The 16,981-nt window shown below is 56.5% G+C and carries 19 protein-coding genes, 1 pseudogene and 1 riboswitch; of the genes and pseudogenes, 14 read left to right on the plus strand and 6 right to left on the minus strand.

Annotated elements, in window-relative coordinates; all coding sequences use genetic code 11:
* Window positions 1–142 precede the first annotated feature (142 nt).
* A complete protein-coding gene (malG, locus tag CW267_RS12565; protein WP_002884725.1) occupies window positions 143–1,033 on the plus strand; it encodes a maltose ABC transporter permease MalG in 891 nt (296 codons plus the stop codon).
* 193 nt (window positions 1,034–1,226) lie between these two features.
* On the opposite strand, the gene psiE is transcribed toward malG, so the two are convergent.
* Complete coding sequence (gene psiE, locus CW267_RS12570; protein WP_004206282.1) at window positions 1,227–1,637, minus strand: phosphate-starvation-inducible protein PsiE; 411 nt, start codon at window positions 1,635–1,637, stop codon at window positions 1,227–1,229.
* A gap of 144 nt (window positions 1,638–1,781) precedes the next feature.
* Between psiE and CW267_RS12575 the strand changes: the two genes are divergently transcribed.
* Both CW267_RS12575 and CW267_RS12580 read left to right on the plus strand, forming a co-directional pair.
* The gene (locus CW267_RS12575; protein ID WP_008807315.1) at window positions 1,782–2,291 is read left to right on the plus strand and encodes a GNAT family N-acetyltransferase; all 510 of its coding nucleotides are present in this window, start codon (window positions 1,782–1,784) and stop codon (window positions 2,289–2,291) included.
* Between the two features lie 8 nt (window positions 2,292–2,299).
* Window positions 2,300–2,755 (plus strand): acyltransferase, encoded by a 456-nt coding sequence (locus CW267_RS12580; protein ID WP_100781425.1) that lies wholly within the window; start codon window positions 2,300–2,302, stop codon window positions 2,753–2,755.
* A 46-nt stretch (window positions 2,756–2,801) separates the two neighbouring features.
* On the opposite strand, the gene pgi is transcribed toward CW267_RS12580, so the two are convergent.
* On the minus strand, window positions 2,802–4,451 hold the full coding sequence (gene pgi, locus CW267_RS12585; RefSeq protein ID WP_100781424.1) for a glucose-6-phosphate isomerase: 1,650 nt from the start codon (window positions 4,449–4,451) through the stop codon (window positions 2,802–2,804).
* 349 nt (window positions 4,452–4,800) lie between these two features.
* A riboswitch (Lysine riboswitch) is annotated at window positions 4,801–5,036 on the plus strand.
* A gap of 179 nt (window positions 5,037–5,215) precedes the next feature.
* Between pgi and lysC the strand changes: the two genes are divergently transcribed.
* Entirely contained in the window at window positions 5,216–6,565 is a 1,350-nt protein-coding gene (lysC, locus tag CW267_RS12595; RefSeq protein ID WP_008807318.1) for a lysine-sensitive aspartokinase 3, read from the plus strand.
* Between the two features lie 139 nt (window positions 6,566–6,704).
* On the plus strand, window positions 6,705–7,634 hold the full coding sequence (panS, locus tag CW267_RS12600; protein WP_002884627.1) for a ketopantoate/pantoate/pantothenate transporter PanS: 930 nt from the start codon (window positions 6,705–6,707) through the stop codon (window positions 7,632–7,634).
* A 36-nt stretch (window positions 7,635–7,670) separates the two neighbouring features.
* Here panS and CW267_RS12605 read toward each other — a convergent pair whose 3' ends face one another.
* Together CW267_RS12605 and CW267_RS12610 are read right to left on the minus strand one after the other, a co-directional pair.
* Window positions 7,671–8,009, minus strand: coding sequence for a helix-turn-helix domain-containing protein (locus CW267_RS12605; RefSeq protein ID WP_008807319.1), 339 nt, complete (start codon window positions 8,007–8,009; stop codon window positions 7,671–7,673).
* A complete protein-coding gene (locus CW267_RS12610; protein ID WP_016160099.1) occupies window positions 8,006–8,362 on the minus strand; it encodes a type II toxin-antitoxin system RelE/ParE family toxin in 357 nt (118 codons plus the stop codon). Before CW267_RS12610 ends, CW267_RS12605 begins: the two co-directional genes overlap by 4 nt.
* Window positions 8,363–8,561: 199 nt before the next feature.
* On the opposite strand from CW267_RS12610, the gene CW267_RS12615 reads away from it, so the two are divergent.
* Complete coding sequence (locus tag CW267_RS12615) at window positions 8,562–8,834, plus strand: DUF3811 domain-containing protein (RefSeq protein WP_004177859.1); 273 nt, start codon at window positions 8,562–8,564, stop codon at window positions 8,832–8,834.
* Here CW267_RS12615 and rluF read toward each other — a convergent pair.
* Window positions 8,831–9,706 carry a 23S rRNA pseudouridine(2604) synthase RluF gene (rluF, locus tag CW267_RS12620; RefSeq protein ID WP_063105937.1) on the minus strand — a complete coding sequence of 292 codons (876 nt, stop codon included), beginning with the start codon at window positions 9,704–9,706 and terminating at the stop codon, window positions 8,831–8,833. The genes CW267_RS12615 and rluF overlap by 4 nt on opposite strands.
* A gap of 349 nt (window positions 9,707–10,055) precedes the next feature.
* Between rluF and CW267_RS12625 the strand changes: the two genes are divergently transcribed.
* The 8 genes from CW267_RS12625 to CW267_RS12660 all read left to right on the plus strand — a co-directional run bounded on the left by CW267_RS12625 (window position 10,056) and on the right by CW267_RS12660 (window position 16,597).
* On the plus strand, window positions 10,056–11,003 hold the full coding sequence (locus CW267_RS12625) for a sugar-binding transcriptional regulator (RefSeq protein WP_002884616.1): 948 nt from the start codon (window positions 10,056–10,058) through the stop codon (window positions 11,001–11,003).
* 70 nt (window positions 11,004–11,073) lie between these two features.
* Window positions 11,074–11,877, plus strand: a complete 804-nt coding sequence (locus CW267_RS12630; protein WP_002884614.1) for an SDR family oxidoreductase — start codon at window positions 11,074–11,076, stop codon at window positions 11,875–11,877.
* Window positions 11,878–11,886: 9 nt separating this feature from the next.
* A complete protein-coding gene (locus CW267_RS12635; RefSeq protein WP_016530854.1) occupies window positions 11,887–12,294 on the plus strand; it encodes a mannose/fructose/sorbose PTS transporter subunit IIA in 408 nt (135 codons plus the stop codon).
* Window positions 12,294–12,788 (plus strand): mannose/fructose/sorbose PTS transporter subunit IIB, encoded by a 495-nt coding sequence (locus CW267_RS12640; protein WP_004151751.1) that lies wholly within the window; start codon window positions 12,294–12,296, stop codon window positions 12,786–12,788. The genes CW267_RS12635 and CW267_RS12640 overlap by 1 nt, the downstream gene beginning before the upstream one ends.
* 65 nt (window positions 12,789–12,853) lie before the next feature.
* Window positions 12,854–13,654 carry a PTS mannose/fructose/sorbose transporter subunit IIC gene (locus CW267_RS12645; protein WP_002884608.1) on the plus strand — a complete coding sequence of 267 codons (801 nt, stop codon included), beginning with the start codon at window positions 12,854–12,856 and terminating at the stop codon, window positions 13,652–13,654.
* 11 nt (window positions 13,655–13,665) lie between these two features.
* Window positions 13,666–14,490 carry a PTS system mannose/fructose/sorbose family transporter subunit IID gene (locus tag CW267_RS12650; protein WP_002884590.1) on the plus strand — a complete coding sequence of 275 codons (825 nt, stop codon included), beginning with the start codon at window positions 13,666–13,668 and terminating at the stop codon, window positions 14,488–14,490.
* Between the two features lie 72 nt (window positions 14,491–14,562).
* Entirely contained in the window at window positions 14,563–15,795 is a 1,233-nt protein-coding gene (gene sorE, locus CW267_RS12655; RefSeq protein ID WP_008807323.1) for an L-sorbose 1-phosphate reductase, read from the plus strand.
* Complete coding sequence (locus tag CW267_RS12660; RefSeq protein ID WP_023296891.1) at window positions 15,788–16,597, plus strand: shikimate 5-dehydrogenase; 810 nt, start codon at window positions 15,788–15,790, stop codon at window positions 16,595–16,597. Before sorE ends, CW267_RS12660 begins: the two co-directional genes overlap by 8 nt.
* A gap of 87 nt (window positions 16,598–16,684) precedes the next feature.
* Here CW267_RS12660 and CW267_RS12665 read toward each other — a convergent pair.
* A pseudogene (locus CW267_RS12665) lies at window positions 16,685–16,981 on the minus strand (Na/Pi cotransporter family protein); the annotation flags it as partial.

Consider the following 16,981-nt stretch of genomic DNA (forward strand, 5'->3'; position numbering starts at 1 on the left):
CGTTATTGGCGCGGGCAGTTTGGACTCGGCCAGCGCGGAAGAACCGGAGCGTACACGTAGTACGTGAGGATTCTGAGCACTGCCCGAGTTCAAAATGGCAAGCAAAATAGCCTGGAGAGAAGTCAAGGGGAGTAAAATTACAATGGCTATGGTCCAACCCAAATCTCAAAAGCTGCGTCTCTTTACTACGCATCTCCTGCTACTGATTTTTATCGCGGCGATTATGTTTCCGCTGCTGATGGTTATCGCCATCTCGCTGCGCGAGGGTAACTTCGCCACCGGCAGCCTGATCCCGGATACCATCTCCTGGGAACACTGGCGTCTGGCGTTAGGCTTCAGCGTCGAACACGCCGATGGCCGTGTCACGCCGCCGCCGTTCCCGGTGCTGCTGTGGCTGTGGAACTCGATTAAGGTCGCCGGCATTACCGCGATCGGTATCGTCGCCCTCTCCACCACCTGCGCCTACGCTTTTGCCCGTATGCGCTTCCCGGGGAAAGCGACCCTGCTGAAAGGGATGCTGATTTTCCAGATGTTCCCGGCGGTGCTGTCGCTGGTGGCTCTGTATGCGTTGTTTGATCGCCTGGGCCAGTACATCCCGTTCGTCGGCCTCAACACCCACGGCGGCGTGATCTTCGCTTATATGGGCGGTATCGCGCTGCACGTCTGGACGATTAAAGGCTACTTCGAAACCATCGATGGTTCGCTGGAAGAAGCGGCGGCGCTGGATGGCGCGACCCCATGGCAGGCCTTCCGCCTCGTGCTGCTGCCGCTGTCGGTGCCGATTCTGGCGGTGGTGTTTATTCTGTCGTTCATCGCAGCCATCACCGAAGTGCCCGTCGCCTCGCTGCTGCTGCGCGATGTGAACAGCTATACCCTGGCGGTAGGTATGCAACAGTATCTCAACCCGCAGAACTATCTGTGGGGCGACTTCGCCGCTGCGGCGGTGCTCTCCGCCATCCCGATCACGGTCGTCTTCCTGCTGGCGCAGCGCTGGCTGGTTAACGGCCTGACGGCGGGTGGGGTGAAAGGTTAAGTTTTTTTTGTAACACCGGCCCCAAATTTCAGATGAGGGCCGACGGTCTAGCCGCAATACACGACCCCAACCGGGTATTGTCGCCGTCGCCCTCAGCTGAAAAAGTAAGGCCAATGCCACTGCTATCCTCAACTGGACCCTACATAAATTTTATTTGTGACTGTTGGTCAGCGGCCCTGGAGGCCGCTTTTTTTTATTCGCGTTTCAGGCGATTGGAGTTACACAGCCAGAGCGTAATCACCAGAATCAGGATCGCCGCGGAGTAAATCAGCACCGCCATCGGCGACTCATGGTCGATGATAATCAGGCGCACAATCGCGGTGATGCCGATATAGACGAAATAGCGCAGCGGGAAGTGGAACCCCGACTGAAAATACTTGACGATCAGCGCGATAAACTCGAAGTAGAGGAAGTAGACCACCAGACCTTCCACCAGCCGGTACTTACTGGTCGGCTCCGGGGTAAAGAGGACATCGGCCAGATGCAGCGTCTCTTTCCCGAGGAAGACGATCAAAATAATCCCCAGGCACAGCAGCCCAAGATTCAAAACCGTTTGCATCGCGGTGGCGATAAAATTCACCAGCGGACGATAAACCGACGACATAAATACCCCTCATCATTATGCTTCTTTGAGACCTGTATAACGCAAAAATGTGATCCAGATCGACATTATTCGCTAACTTTTTGCCACCACCGGCGAAGATGTAACAATCACAGCCCAGACGGACGGGTTAAAAAGGAAACAACCATGCTGAAGATTCGTACCGCACGCGCAGAGGATGCGGCTTTACTCAATGAAATGGGCAATGCCAGCTATCGCCATCACTTTGCTCACCTCTGGCATAACGCCGACGAGCTGGCGTGCTACCTGCAACAAGAGTATTCCCTGGCCTCGCTGCAACGCAGCCTGACCGATTCCCAGTGCTGTTGGTTGATTGCTGAAGCCCCCCACCCTGTCGGCTTTGCGAAATACGCCTGTCGTCAGGCGATAAGTCCTGAAGGTCCGTCCGGTACGCTGTTGCATAAGCTCTATCTGCTGCCTGACACAACGGGCCGACGCTACGGCGAGCAGATATTTCGCGCCGTCGAGGCGAGAGCAAAAGCGGCCGGTGAACGCTGGCTGTGGCTGGAAGTGCTCGCCGATAACCCCGCTGCGCGCCGTTTTTACGAACGTCAGGGGATGCAGCACGTGAAAGATGTCGCATTTCATTCCGCCAGCCAGCAAAGCACCTTACATATTCTGGCCAAACCGATCTGAGAGGCACTATGCATACCCTTCGGGAAACGGCGATCCGCAACGTCACCAGCGGTGAGAACGTGGTGATCTACCAGCCCGCCAACCTGTACGACTGCACGCTGGGTGATAACGTCTTCGTTGGGCCGTTCGTTGAGATCCAGGGGAATACCCGCATCGGCGCGAACAGTAAAATCCAGTCTCATACCTTTATCTGCGAGTACGTCACCATTGGCCAGCGCTGTTTTATCGGTCACGGCGTGATGTTTGCCAACGACCTGTTTCGCGACGGCAAACCAAACGCCGACCGCGCCAGCTGGGGGCGGATTGAGATTGGCGATGACGTGTCGATCGGCAGCGGCGCCACGATTCTGGCCGTCAGCATCTGCGACGGCGTGGTGATTGGCGCGGGCAGCGTGGTGACGAAGTCCATTACCGAGAAAGGGGTGTGGGCGGGAAATCCAGCCCGCCTGCTGCGGCGGCTGTAAAAAAATGCCGACCTAAGGGTCGGCATTGCGTCTTAGCTGCGCAAGATTATGCGCGCCAGGCTTTATAACGGTTAATCAGGCCGTTAGTTGAGCTGTCGTGGCTGCTAACTTTGCTGCCGTCTTTCAGCTCCGGCAGGATGCGGTTAGCCAGCTGTTTGCCCAGTTCAACGCCCCACTGGTCGAAGGTGAAGATGTTGAGGATCGCGCCCTGGGTGAAGATTTTGTGCTCGTACAGGGCAATCAGCGCCCCGAGGCTGAACGGGGTGATTTCACGCAGCAGGATGGAGTTCGTCGGGCGGTTGCCTTCAAACACTTTGAACGGCACCACGTGCTCCAGGGTCGCCGGATCTTTACCCTGATCGCGATATTCCTGCTCGACCACTTCACGGGATTTACCGAAAGCCAGGGCCTCGGTCTGAGCGAAGAAGTTGGACAGCAGCTTCGGATGATGGTCGGACAGCGGGTTGTGGGTGATAGCTGGGGCGATGAAATCGCACGGTACCATTTTGGTGCCCTGGTGGATCAGCTGGTAGAACGCGTGCTGACCGTTGGTGCCCGGCTCACCCCAGATGATCGGGCCAGTCTGGTAGTCTACCGCGTGGCCGTTACGGTCAACATACTTACCGTTGGACTCCATGTTGCCCTGCTGGAAGTAGGCAGCAAAACGGTGCATGTACTGGTCGTACGGCAGAATCGCTTCGGTTTCTGCTCCGAAGAAGTTGTTGTACCAGATACCGATCAGCGCCAGCAGCACCGGCAGGTTTTTCTCCGCCGGGGTGGTGGAGAAGTGTTTATCCATCGCATGCGCGCCGGACAGCAGCTCAACGAAGTTGTCGAAGCCCACGGAGAGAATGATGGACAGGCCAATCGCCGACCACAGGGAGTAGCGGCCGCCAACCCAGTCCCAGAATTCAAACATGTTGGCGGTGTCGATGCCGAACTCGCCAACTGCTTTCGCGTTGGTAGAAAGCGCCGCGAAGTGTTTAGCCACGTGCTTGTCGTCGCCCGCGGTCGCCAGGAACCAGTCGCGCGCGCTGTGGGCGTTGGTCATGGTCTCCTGGGTGGTGAAGGTCTTGGACGCCACCAGGAACAGGGTCGTTTCCGGATCCACGTTCTTCAGCACTTCGGCGATGTGGGTGCCATCGACGTTGGAGACAAAGTGCATGTTGAGGTGGTTTTTGTACGGACGCAGCGCTTCGGTGACCATGAACGGACCGAGGTCGGAACCGCCGATACCAATGTTGACCACGTCGGTGATCGGTTTGCCGGTATAGCCTTTCCAGCTACCGGAGATAATCGCTTCTGAGAAGGTTTTCATCTTCTCCAGCACAGCGTTCACTTCCGGCATCACATCTTTGCCATCAACCACAATCGGCGTATTGCTGCGGTTGCGCAGCGCGACGTGCAGTACCGCACGGTCTTCGGTACGGTTGATCTTTTCGCCGGAGAACATCGATTTAATGGCGCCTGCCAGATCGGTCTCTTTCGCCAGATCCTGCAGTTTAGCCAGCGTCTCTTCGGTGATGCGGTTTTTGGAGAAGTCCACCAGCATCAGATCGTCGAACGTCGCGGAAAACTTAGAAAAACGGTCGCTATCTTTGGCGAACAGCTCGCTGATAGTGACATCTTTCATTTCGTCGAAGTGTTTCTGTAATGCCTGCCAGGCAGAGGTCTGCGTTGGGTTGATGTTTTTCATTAGCAATACTCTTCTGATTTGAGATTGTGACTTCGGTCGATTGTAGCGCCGGTGACGGAAAATTGTGATGATTTTTGTGACTTGTCCCTGACGCCGGTCAGGAATCGGGTCAAAACGGAGTAAAAAGCCCCATTAGTATAGCTATCATAAGGCTTTTTTCTGTTAGCCGCAGGGGCATGAAAAATCCGCATAACCGCAGCGTTGACATAGCTGGTGTTAAGCCTTTATATATCCGCAGTGCTTACGTATTGGTAGGTATCTATTGCTCGCGCATTTCACGCTACAGCGAAAGGGTATTCGCGGGGGATATAATGTCCCTGTTCCCCCGGCCAGGTGAAAGACGTCGGTAATTGCCAGAAGAGGTGCGTTGCCCAGGTAACCGTATTGGAGGAACCAGTCCGGGGAAAATACGTGAGGGGGAGCAACGCCGAGGTGAAAGAGCGTCTGGTCACGCTCCTCACCGGCCACAGGGGCTGAATCCCCTGGGTTGTCACCAGAAACGTTCGCAGTCGGGCGTTTCATACCCGAACACCTCAGCGCCCAGAGCGGTGAGTCGGGTCTACAAGGTGGAGCACTTCTGGGTGACATCGTAGTTGTTTATCACTCTGCGCCACCCTGTTTATCGCTCTTCCCTTGTGCCATGGCTGAATAATTTGGCCTGGCTTATTAAGACATTTTGTTGCGATCCGGCGGCGTCCAGCCCCTGCCACGATCGGTGTTCAGGAATCGTTTTAATAAGTCAGGCCCCCTGACACGAGGTTGTTATGACAGATCTAGTCGTCGCCAAATTTGGCGGCACCAGCGTTGCCGATTTTGACGCTATGAACCGCAGCATCGATGTGGCGCTGCTCGATGCCAATACCCGTATTGTTGTGCTCTCCGCCTCCGCCGGCGTGACCAACATTCTGGTGGCCTTAGCGGGAGGGCTGGAACCCACCGAACGTTTTTCCCAGCTGGATGCTCTGCGCCAGATCCAGTTCAATATTCTGGAGCGTTTGCGCTATCCCAACGTGATCCGCGAAGAGATTGAGCGCCTGCTGGAAAATATCACGACGCTGGCGGAAGCCGCCGCGCTCGCCTCCTCGACCGCCCTGACCGACGAACTGGTCAGCCATGGCGAACTGATGTCCACCCTGCTGTTTGTAGAAATTCTGCGTGAACGCGGTATTCAGGCGCAGTGGTTTGACGCCCGTAAAGTGCTGCGCACTAACGATCGCTTTGGCCGCGCCGAACCGGACATCGCCGCCGTCGCCGAACTGACCCAGCAGCAGCTGGCGCCACGCCTGGCGGAAGGCCTGGTGGTGACCCAGGGCTTTATCGGCAGCGAAGCGAAAGGCCGCACCACCACCCTCGGCCGCGGCGGCAGCGATTATACCGCCGCTCTGCTCGGCGAAGCGCTGAATGCCACCCGCGTCGATATCTGGACCGATGTGCCCGGGATCTATACGACCGATCCGCGCGTGGCGCCAGCGGCGAAACGCATCGACGTCATCGCCTTTGAAGAGGCAGCGGAAATGGCCACCTTTGGCGCCAAAGTGCTGCACCCGGCGACCCTGCTGCCCGCTGTGCGCAGCGATATTCCGGTGTTTGTCGGCTCGAGTAAAGAGCCTAAAGCGGGCGGTACGCTGGTGTGTAAAACCACCGAGAACCCGCCGCTGTTCCGCGCGCTGGCGCTGCGTCGCCGCCAGACGCTGCTGACGCTGCACAGCCTGAATATGCTGCACTCCCGCGGCTTCCTCGCCGAGGTATTCGGCATTCTGGCGCGCCATAATATCTCCGTCGATTTGATCACCACCTCCGAAGTGAGCGTGGCCCTGACCATGGACACCACCGGCTCGACCTCTGCGGGCGATACCCTGCTGACCCAGGCGCTGCTGACCGAGCTCTCCTCGCTGTGTCGCGTAGAAGTGGAGGAAGACCTGGCGCTGGTGGCCCTGATTGGCAATGAGCTGTCGAAAGCCTGCGGCGTCGGCAAAGAGGTCTTTGGCGTCCTCGAGCCGTTTAATATCCGCATGATTTGCTATGGCGCCTCCAGCCATAACCTCTGCTTCCTGGTGCCTGGCGCCGATGCGGAGAAGGTGGTGCAGAAGCTGCATCATAATTTGTTTGAATAAAATTTCTTAGCACGATAAACAATACCTATAGCCGGGCTCGAACCCGGCTTTTTTATAACAACATCAACACAACCAGCGGACCTGCTCGCCGCCCCATCGGGATGGCGCGGCCCGGTTCGCGTATCGCAAGGAACACAACATGCTCGCAACTCTGACGCGGCTGTTCCCGTTATGGGCACTGCTGCTCTCCGTTCTGGCCTATTACACTCCCACCACCTTCACCCCAATTGGCCCATGGGTCACCACCCTGCTGATGCTGATCATGTTCGGTATGGGTGTGCATCTGAAGCTGGAGGATTTCAAACGCGTCCTGTCGCGCCCGGCGCCGGTCGCTGCAGGGATCTTTCTCCATTATCTGGTGATGCCGCTCGCCGCCTGGCTGCTGGCGCTGCTGTTTCATATGCCGCCGGAGCTTTCCGCCGGGATGGTGCTGGTCGGCAGCGTCGCCAGCGGGACTGCCTCCAACGTGATGATCTTTCTTGCCAAAGGGGATGTGGCGCTGTCGGTGACCATCTCCTCGGTCTCCACCCTCGTCGGCGTCGTGGCGACACCGCTGCTCACCCGTCTGTACGTCGACGCGCATATTCAGGTCGACGTCATGGGCATGTTGCTCAGCATTCTGCAGATTGTGGTCATCCCCATCGCGCTGGGACTGATTGTCCATCATCTGCTGCCGAAGGTGGTGAAAGCGGTAGAGCCGTTCCTGCCCGCCTTCTCGATGGTGTGCATTCTGGCGATCATCAGCGCGGTGGTGGCGGGTTCCGCCGCCCATATTGCCTCCGTCGGCCTGGTGGTGATTATCGCGGTGATCCTGCATAACACCATTGGCCTGCTTGGCGGCTACTGGGGCGGACGTCTGTTTGGTTTTGATGAATCCACCTGCCGTACGCTGGCGATCGAGGTGGGGATGCAGAACTCTGGCCTGGCGGCCGCGCTGGGTAAAATTTATTTCGGCCCGCTGGCGGCGCTGCCAGGCGCGCTGTTCTCCGTCTGGCATAACCTGTCCGGTTCGCTGCTGGCCGGGTACTGGTCAGGAAAGCCCATCGCCAAAAAAGCCGACAAGCGCTGAGCGTGATACGTCCGGGCGCAGGCCCGGGCGTGTGCGTTATCCAATCTGCAAACGTACTGGTTTACCTAACTTCATTAACATCATGACTAACGCATCCAGGGTAAACTTACTGGTTTTCTGATTGACCACATCTGAAATACGCGGGCGCGAAATGCTCAACTTCGCGGCAGCATCGGCCTGCTTCAATTGATGTTCATCTATCCACTCAGCGATTTCCTGCATTAACTGTCGTTTAAGCGCCATCAACTGCTCAACTTCTTTTTCCGCTTGTCCCCGAAGCTGCTCTGCGTCAGCATCATCAAAGCCCAGTTCACTGAATATATTGCTCTCTTCAGAGGTCACATGACGAATACCATCCACCCTCTTACGATTCATTTATGACTCCTGTGTTCCTGCTGTATTACCTGCAAACGGTTTCTGACAATCTGTTTTTCGTGTTCGGCGGTACGCCGCGTCTTTTTGTTAAAACAGTGCAGGACATATATCGCCTCTGCAAAACGGGCCAGATAAATTACCCGATATGCACCGGAAAAGTGGCGCAGGCGGATTTCCTCAACGCCCCGCCCCAGTTGAGGCATCGCTTTCCAGTCCGCAGCCTCTAAACCCGACTGTAAACGATAAAGCTGGAATCCGGCATCTCTGCGGACGTCCTCAGGAAACTGGCGCAGATCGTCAAAGGAAGAGCCCATCCAGACGATACGCCTCATTCTCTGTTGCTGATTGAGCATACCACATCCTTGTATAAAATTTTATACATCCCCCGCCCAAAATTTGTCGTCGTTGGCCAGTAGGCGTGCCGTTACCCTAAGCCAGACCCGCGCACTGGTCACCAACGAGGGAAATATTCTGCGAGGCGCTTTCCGGATGCGTTCTATTTTGCGCTGATTGCCGTACACTGGGTGCTCTGGTCTGACTGAGGGCACCACCATGGCACTCCCCCGTATTACACAAAAAGAGATGACCGAGCGCGAACAGCGCGAATTGAAAACGCTGCTTGACCGCGCGCGTATTGCGCATGGCCGCCCGCTGAGCAATGCGGAAACGAACAGCGTGAAAAAGGAATATATCGATAAGCTGATGGCGCAGCGTGAAGCGGAAGCGAAGAAAGCCCGCCAGGTGAAAAAACAGCAGGCTTATAAAACGGATAAAGAAGCGACCTTTTCCTGGTCGGCGAATACGCCGACCCGCGGCAGGCGTTAACGCCCTTTCTTTTTACGTCCCGGCTGGGTGAAACGTTTCCCGTTAGCAGCCGGGCGGCCCTTATCGTTGCTATTTTCCATCTTCACCACCGGGCGCTTGATGCCGGGAGTCGCCGCTTTGGCCTTCGGCCTGGCTTTCGGCTTCGCTTCGGAAGAGGAGTTTTCAATCAGCTTGAACAGGTCGTTCAACTCGTCATCGGTTAGATCACGCCATTCCCCCAAGGGGATCCCCGTCAGGCTCACGTTCATAATCCGCGTACGCTCAAGCTTCGTCACTTCATAGCCAAAGTGCTCGCACATACGACGGATCTGGCGATTCAGCCCCTGCACCAGAGTGATGCGGAAAACGAACGGCGCCTCTTTCTTCACTTTACATTTTTTCGTCACCGTCCCGAGAATCGGCACCCCCGCGCCCATCCCGCGAATGAACTCATCGGTCACTGGCTTATCGACCGTCACCAGATACTCTTTTTCATGGTCGTTGCCGGCACGCAGGATCTTGTTCACCAGATCACCGTGGTTGGTGAGGAAGATCAGCCCCTGAGAATCTTTATCCAGACGGCCAATAGGGAAGATACGCTTGCTGTGGTTGACGAAGTCGACAATATTGTCGCGTTCGCCATCTTCGGTGGTGCTCACAATACCGACCGGCTTATTCAGCGCAATCAGCACCAGATCATCCGCTTCACGCGGCTCAATCAACCGTCCGTTCACTTTGACCAGGTCACCAGGCTTCACCTGATCGCCAATGGTGGCGCGCTTGCCATTAATAAAGACGTTGCCTTGTTCAATAAAGCGGTCCGCTTCGCGACGCGAGCAGATGCCGCTTTCGCTGATGTATTTATTTAATCGGGTTGATGAGTCGGGCAGCATAGATTCTCCTGTAAAAGCGAAATATACCCTACCTTGTGGGCGAGAAAAAAGATGTGCCTTTGCGCCCTCCGGCGCAAGGTGTGATCGACTACGCCTTTTTTCACAAAAGTGTCCCGCTCAACGCCTGGCAACTTTGCATGATGAAATATCACAGAATCAGCGATTTAGCGTGCAATGCACAAAGGTGCCAACAACCCGCTATTGATAACGCAAATGTGCAAGATTATTCGCCAGATTAGGGTGATGAAATAAAAGAAAATCGCTTTAAACGGTGGCTCTAATAGGGTTATATCAGATCAACAGCACAAACCCGCGATTTGCACAAATGTGCAGGAGCCTGCAGATGACCATGGAAAACAGCGATGATATCCGGTTGATTGTCAAAATCGCCCAGCTCTATTACGAGCAGGATATGACTCAGGCGCAAATCGCTCGCGAGCTGGGGATCTATCGCACCACCATCAGTCGCCTGCTGAAGCGCGGCCGCGAGCAGGGCATTGTTACCATCGCCATCAACTATGACTACAATGAAAACCTGTGGCTCGAGCAACAGCTCAAGCAAAAATTTGGCCTGAAAGAGGCGGTGGTTGCCAGCAGCGATGGGCTGCTGGAAGAAGAACAGCTGAGTGCGATGGGCCAGCATGGCGCCCTGCTTGTCGATCGGTTGCTGGAGCCAGGCGATATCATCGGTTTTTCATGGGGCCGCGCCGTGCGTTCGCTGGTGGAGAACCTGCCGCAGGCCAGCCAGTCACGCCAGGTGATCTGCGTCCCCATCATCGGTGGACCTTCCGGTAAACTGGAGAGCCGCTACCATGTGAACACCTTAACCTACGGCGCGGCAGCCAGACTGAAAGCGGAATCCCACCTTGCCGATTTTCCAGCCCTGCTGGATAACCCGCTGATCCGCAACGGCATCATGCAGTCCCAGCACTTTAAAACCATCTCATCCTACTGGGACAGCCTGGATGTGGCGCTGGTGGGTATTGGTTCACCGGCCATTCGCGACGGCGCAAACTGGCACGCCTTCTACGGCAGCGAAGAGAGCGACGATCTCAACGCCCGCCACGTCGCCGGGGATATCTGTTCGCGTTTCTACGATATTAACGGCGGGTTAGTCGATACCAATATGAGCGAAAAAACCCTGTCGATCGAAATGGCGAAGCTGCGCCAGGCTCGCTATTCCATCGGCATCGCCATGGGGGAAGAGAAATACTCTGGCATTCTTGGCGCATTGCACGGACGCTATATTAATTGTCTGGTGACAAACAGAGAAACGGCTGAGTTATTACTGAAATAACACACAGGATATGATTTCACGCAGCACCCACTGCGGGGGATCCCTTTATCTAAAGAAATGGGAGTGAATAATGAATACCTGGTTAAATTTAAAAGATAACGTCATTATCGTGACCGGCGGCGCCTCGGGAATTGGGCTGGCCATTGTCGATGAATTATTATCACAAGGTGCTCATGTCCAGATGATTGATATTCATGGCGGCGATCGTCATCACAATGGCGATAATTATCACTTCTGGCCGACGGATATTTCCAGCGCGACAGAGGTGCAACAGACTATCGATGCCATTATTCAGCGCTGGTCGCGTATTGATGGTTTGGTCAATAACGCTGGCGTGAATTTCCCGCGTTTATTAGTCGACGAAAAAGCACCGGCCGGCCGCTATGAATTAAACGAAGCCGCTTTTGAAAAAATGGTCAATATCAACCAGAAAGGGGTGTTTTTCATGTCGCAGGCGGTGGCGCGTCAAATGGTCAAACAGCGCGCCGGTGTGATTGTCAATGTCTCTTCGGAGAGCGGCCTGGAAGGCTCTGAAGGTCAAAGCTGCTACGCCGCGACCAAGGCCGCGCTCAACAGCTTTACCCGCTCCTGGTCCAAAGAATTGGGTAAATATGGGATCCGCGTGGTCGGCGTTGCGCCGGGGATCCTCGAAAAAACCGGTCTGCGGACACCGGAATATGAAGAGGCGCTGGCCTGGACGCGCAATATCACCGTCGAGCAACTTCGCGAGGGATATACCAAAAACGCCATTCCCATCGGGCGGGCAGGAAAGCTCTCGGAAGTGGCTGATTTTGTTTGCTATCTCTTGTCAGCGCGCGCCAGCTACATCACCGGAGTCACCACTAACATTGCCGGCGGAAAAACGCGCGGTTAAGGAGGCAGTATGGTTCACGCTATCTTCTGCGCCCACGGCCAGCTGGCCGGGGCCATGCTTGATTCGGTACGCATGGTCTACGGCGAGGTTAACGTCAGCGCCGTCGCGTTTGTCCCCGGCGAAAACGCGGCGGATATCGCCATTAACCTGGAAAAGTTAGTAAGCGCCCACACCGATGAGGAGTGGGTAATCGCGGTAGATTTGCAGTGCGGAAGCCCATGGAATGCCGCAGCTGGGCTGGCAATGCGTCACCCGCAGATCCGGGTGATTAGCGGCCTGTCGCTGCCGCTGGCGCTCGAGCTGGTGGATAACCAGCATACCCTGAGCGCCGATGACTTATGCCAGCATCTGCAGGCCATCGCCAGTCAGTGCTGTGTGGTCTGGCAGCAGCCAGAAACCGTTGAGGAGGAGTTCTGATGCAAATTACCCTCGCCCGTATTGATGACCGACTGATTCATGGCCAGGTCACCACCGTGTGGTCAAAAGTCGCCAACGCCCAGCGGATAATTATCTGCAATGACGATGTATTTAACGATGAGGTTCGCCGGACCCTGTTGCGCCAGGCGGCTCCGCCAGGCATGAAGGTAAACGTTGTCAGTCTGGAAAAAGCGGTTGCGGTCTATCATAACCCGCAATATCAGGACGAGACCGTCTTTTATTTATTTACCAATCCACACGATGTTTTAACGATGGTGCGCCAGGGCGTGCAGATCGCCACGTTAAATATTGGTGGCATGGCCTGGCGACCCGGTAAAAAACAGCTAACCAAAGCCGTTTCTTTGGATCCGCAGGATATTCAGGCATTCCGTGAACTCGATAAACTGGGCGTAAAACTCGATTTACGCGTGGTCGCATCAGATCCGTCAGTCAATATTCTCGACAAAATTAACGAAACAGCTTTCTGCGAATAAAAAATAGCGCCTGTTGTGATATGCCGTAGCAGGCAGGATGACTCACACCTTAAAGGTCAAAAATTATGGAAATTAGTACCCTACAGATAATAGCCATATTTATTTTTTCCTGTATTGCCGGAATGGGCAGCGTGCTGGATGAATTTCAGACCCATCGGCCCCTTATCGCCTGTACCGTGATTGGCCTCATCCTGGGCGATTTAAAAACCGGGGTTATGCTCGGCGGTACGCTGGAGCTGATCGCCCTCGGCTGGATGAACGTGGGGGCAGCGCAGTCGCCAGATTCGGCGCTGGCCAGCATTATCTCCGCCATTCTGGTGATTGTGGGCCACCAGAGCATTGCCACCGGTATCGCCATTGCTCTGCCGGTGGCCGCCGCCGGGCAGGTGCTGACCGTTTTCGCCCGTACCATTACCGTGGTGTTCCAGCACGCCGCGGACAAAGCGGCCGAGGAGGCGCGCTTTCGTACCATCGACCTGCTGCATGTCTCCGCACTGGGGGTGCAGGCACTGCGCGTGGCAATCCCGGCGCTGGTGGTCTCGCTGTTCGTTAGCGCGGACATGGTCAGCAGTATGCTCAGCGCGATCCCGGAATTCGTCACCCGCGGCCTGCAGATTGCCGGTGGTTTCATTGTCGTCGTGGGCTACGCGATGGTGCTGCGAATGATGGGCGTGAAGTACCTGATGCCCTTCTTTTTCCTCGGTTTTCTCGCCGGGGGTTATCTCGACTTCAGCCTGCTGGCCTTCGGCGGCGTGGGCGTCATCATCGCGCTGATCTACATCCAGCTCAATCCACAGTGGCGTAAGGCTGAACCCGCCGCCTCCACTGCCCCCTCTGCCCCCGCCCTTGACCAGCTTGACGACTAATGGAGCCGAAAATGGAACAGAAAAAAATCACGCAAGGCGACCTGGTGAGCATGTTTCTCCGCTCCAACCTCCAGCAGGCCTCCTTTAACTTCGAACGTATTCATGGCCTGGGATTTTGCTACGACATGATCCCGGCGATCAAACGCCTGTATCCGCTCAAAGCCGATCAGGTCGCGGCGCTGAAGCGTCATCTGGTGTTCTTTAATACCACGCCGGCGGTGTGTGGCCCGGTGATCGGCGTCACCGCCGCCATGGAGGAGGCCCGGGCTAACGGCGCGGCCATTGACGATGGCGCTATCAACGGCATCAAAGTGGGTCTGATGGGCCCGCTGGCCGGCGTCGGCGACCCGCTGGTCTGGGGCACGCTGCGGCCGATTACCGCGGCCCTTGGCGCCTCGCTGGCCCTCTCCGGCAACATTCTGGGACCTTTGTTATTTTTCTTTATTTTTAATGCAGTGCGGCTGGCAATGAAGTGGTACGGCCTGCAACTGGGCTTCCGTAAAGGGGTCAATATCGTCAGCGATATGGGCGGTAACCTGCTGCAGAAGCTGACCGAAGGCGCCTCCATTCTCGGCCTGTTTGTCATGGGGGTGCTGGTGACCAAATGGACCACCATCAATGTGCCGCTGGTGGTTTCCCAAACGCCCGGTGCAGACGGCGCCACCGTCACGATGACCGTCCAGAACATCCTCGATCAGCTCTGCCCCGGCCTGCTGGCGCTGGGCCTGACGCTACTGATGGTGCGTCTGCTGAACAAGAAAGTGAATCCGGTCTGGCTGATTTTCGCCCTTTTCGGCTTAGGCATTATCGGCAACGCCCTCGGCTTTCTGTCCTGATTATTCCGCCCCGGCGATGCCGGGGTGACGTCAACAACATAGCCCCGAAAGATGAAGGGGATGAGGTGGTTTATGCAAACAACAACGGCCCTGCGCCTGTATGGCAAACGAGACCTGCGCCTGGAAACCTTTACCCTCCCGGCGATGCAGGACGATGAGATCCTCGCCCGGGTGGTCACGGACAGCCTGTGTCTTTCCTCATGGAAAGAGGCCAATCAGGGTGCCGATCATAAAAAGGTGCCAGATGATGTGGCCACCAGGCCCATTATTATCGGTCATGAATTCTGCGGCGAAATCCTTGCCGTCGGTAAAAAGTGGCAGCATAAGTTTCAGCCAGGGCAGCGCTACGTGATCCAGGCCAACCTGCAGTTGCCCGACCGACCCGACTGCCCCGGCTACTCATTCCCATGGATCGGTGGCGAAGCCACCCATGTGGTGATCCCCAATGAGGTGATGGCGCAGGATTGCCTGCTCACCTGGGAGGGGGATACCTGGTTTGAAGGATCGCTGGTGGAGCCGCTCTCCTGCGTCATTGGCGCTTTCAACGCCAATTATCATCTGCAGGAGGGGAGTTACAACCACGTGATGGGGATCCGTCCTCAGGGACGCACTCTGATCCTGGGCGGGACGGGGCCGATGGGGCTGCTGGCTATCGACTATGCGCTGCACGGCCCCATCAATCCTTCACTACTGGTAGTGACCGATACCAATAAGCCGAAGCTCAGCTACGCCCGCCGTCATTACCCCTCTGAGCCGCAGACGCTGATCCACTACCTCGACGGCCATGAGGCCAGTCGCGATACGCTGCTGGCGCTCAGCGGCGGCCATGGCTTCGACGATATCTTCGTGTTTGTGCCAAACGAACAGCTGATCACCCTGGCCTCCTCGTTGCTGGCCCCGGACGGCTGCCTGAATTTCTTTGCTGGCCCCCAGGATAAGCAATTCAGCGCCCCGATCAACTTCTACGACGTGCACTACGCCTTTACCCACTACGTCGGCACCTCCGGCGGTAATACTGACGATATGCGCGCCGCGGTGGCGCTGATGCAGGCGAAAAAGGTCCAGACGGCGAAAGTGGTCACCCATATTCTCGGCCTGAACGCCGCGGGCGAAACCACCCTCGATCTGCCTGCCGTCGGCGGGGGAAAAAAGCTGGTGTATACCGGAAAAGCCTTCCCGCTCACGCCGCTGGGCGAGATCGCCGATCCCGAACTGGCAGCGATTGTGGCGCGTCACCATGGGATCTGGTCCCAGGAGGCTGAAGCGTATCTGCTGGCCCACGCGGAGGATATTACGCATGATTAACCGCGATACGCTGCTGTGCATCTCCCTGGCGGGTCGCCCCGGCAACTTCGGCACCCGCTTTCATAACTATCTGTATGACAAGCTGGGATTGAACTACCTCTACAAAGCCTTTACGACTAAGGATATTGAGGCGGCGGTAAAAGGGGTTCGCGCGTTGGGTATCCGCGGCTGTGCGGTCTCCATGCCGTTTAAAGAGAGCTGCATACCGTTTCTTGACGCGGTCGACCCGTCAGCAAAAGTCATCGACTCCGTCAACACCATCGTCAATGACGACGGGAAGTTAACCGGGCTAAACACCGATTACATCGCGGTCAAAAGCCTGATCGCCAGCCATCGGCTCGATACCAACGCCAGAGTGATGATTCAGGGTAGCGGCGGCATGGGGAAAGCCGTCATTGCCGCCTTCCGTGATGCCGGTTTCCGCGACGTGATCATTGCGGCCCGCAATCGCCAGCGCGGCCTGGCGCTGGCAAAACAGTATGGCTTTCAGTGGCAGCCCCTGCCGGAAGGGATCGCAGCCGAGATTCTGGTCAATGTCACACCGCTGGGCATGGCGGGGGGAGCGGAAAGCAACACGCTGGCGTTCAGCGAGGCCATGGTGGACCAGGCCAGCGTCGTGTTTGACGTGGTCGCGTTGCCGGCGGAAACTCCGCTGATCCGCCTGGCGCAACAACGGGGTAAGCAAACCATCAGCGGTGCGGAAGTCATTGCCCTGCAAGCCGTCGAGCAGTTCGCCCTTTATACCGGCGTACGACCGGATAACGCGCTGGTGGCAGAAGCCTCGGCGTTTGCCAGAAGCTAGGATGTCCCTCCCGGGAAGGCGTCAGCCACGTCCCGGGAGGGCTACCTCGCCAGAAAAGAAGCGACATAAACGGAAAAATAATCCGTCTCAGTAGTCATCTCGTTCGTCGTCTTCATCCGGCTGCTCCATCACGCTGTAGGCCACCGAGCAGAACAGGCTGTTCAGACGCTTCATATCCCCCAGCAGCGCCAGGTGCAACGTACTGGTTTCGATACTCTGCACGTTCTGCTGATGCAGACGGTCAACGTGCGCATGCGAGTAACGGCGGTTAAGAATGCGGAACCGGTGTTTGCTGCGCCGCAGACGGCGGGCGCTGGGTACATCGCTGGAGAAGAAGACCGACATCGCCAGCTGCAGATTGCTGAGCAGCAGATCGTACAGCGC

The organism is Klebsiella sp. X1-16S-Nf21, from assembly GCF_002837615.1.
GTDB lineage: Bacteria > Pseudomonadota > Gammaproteobacteria > Enterobacterales > Enterobacteriaceae > Klebsiella > Klebsiella variicola.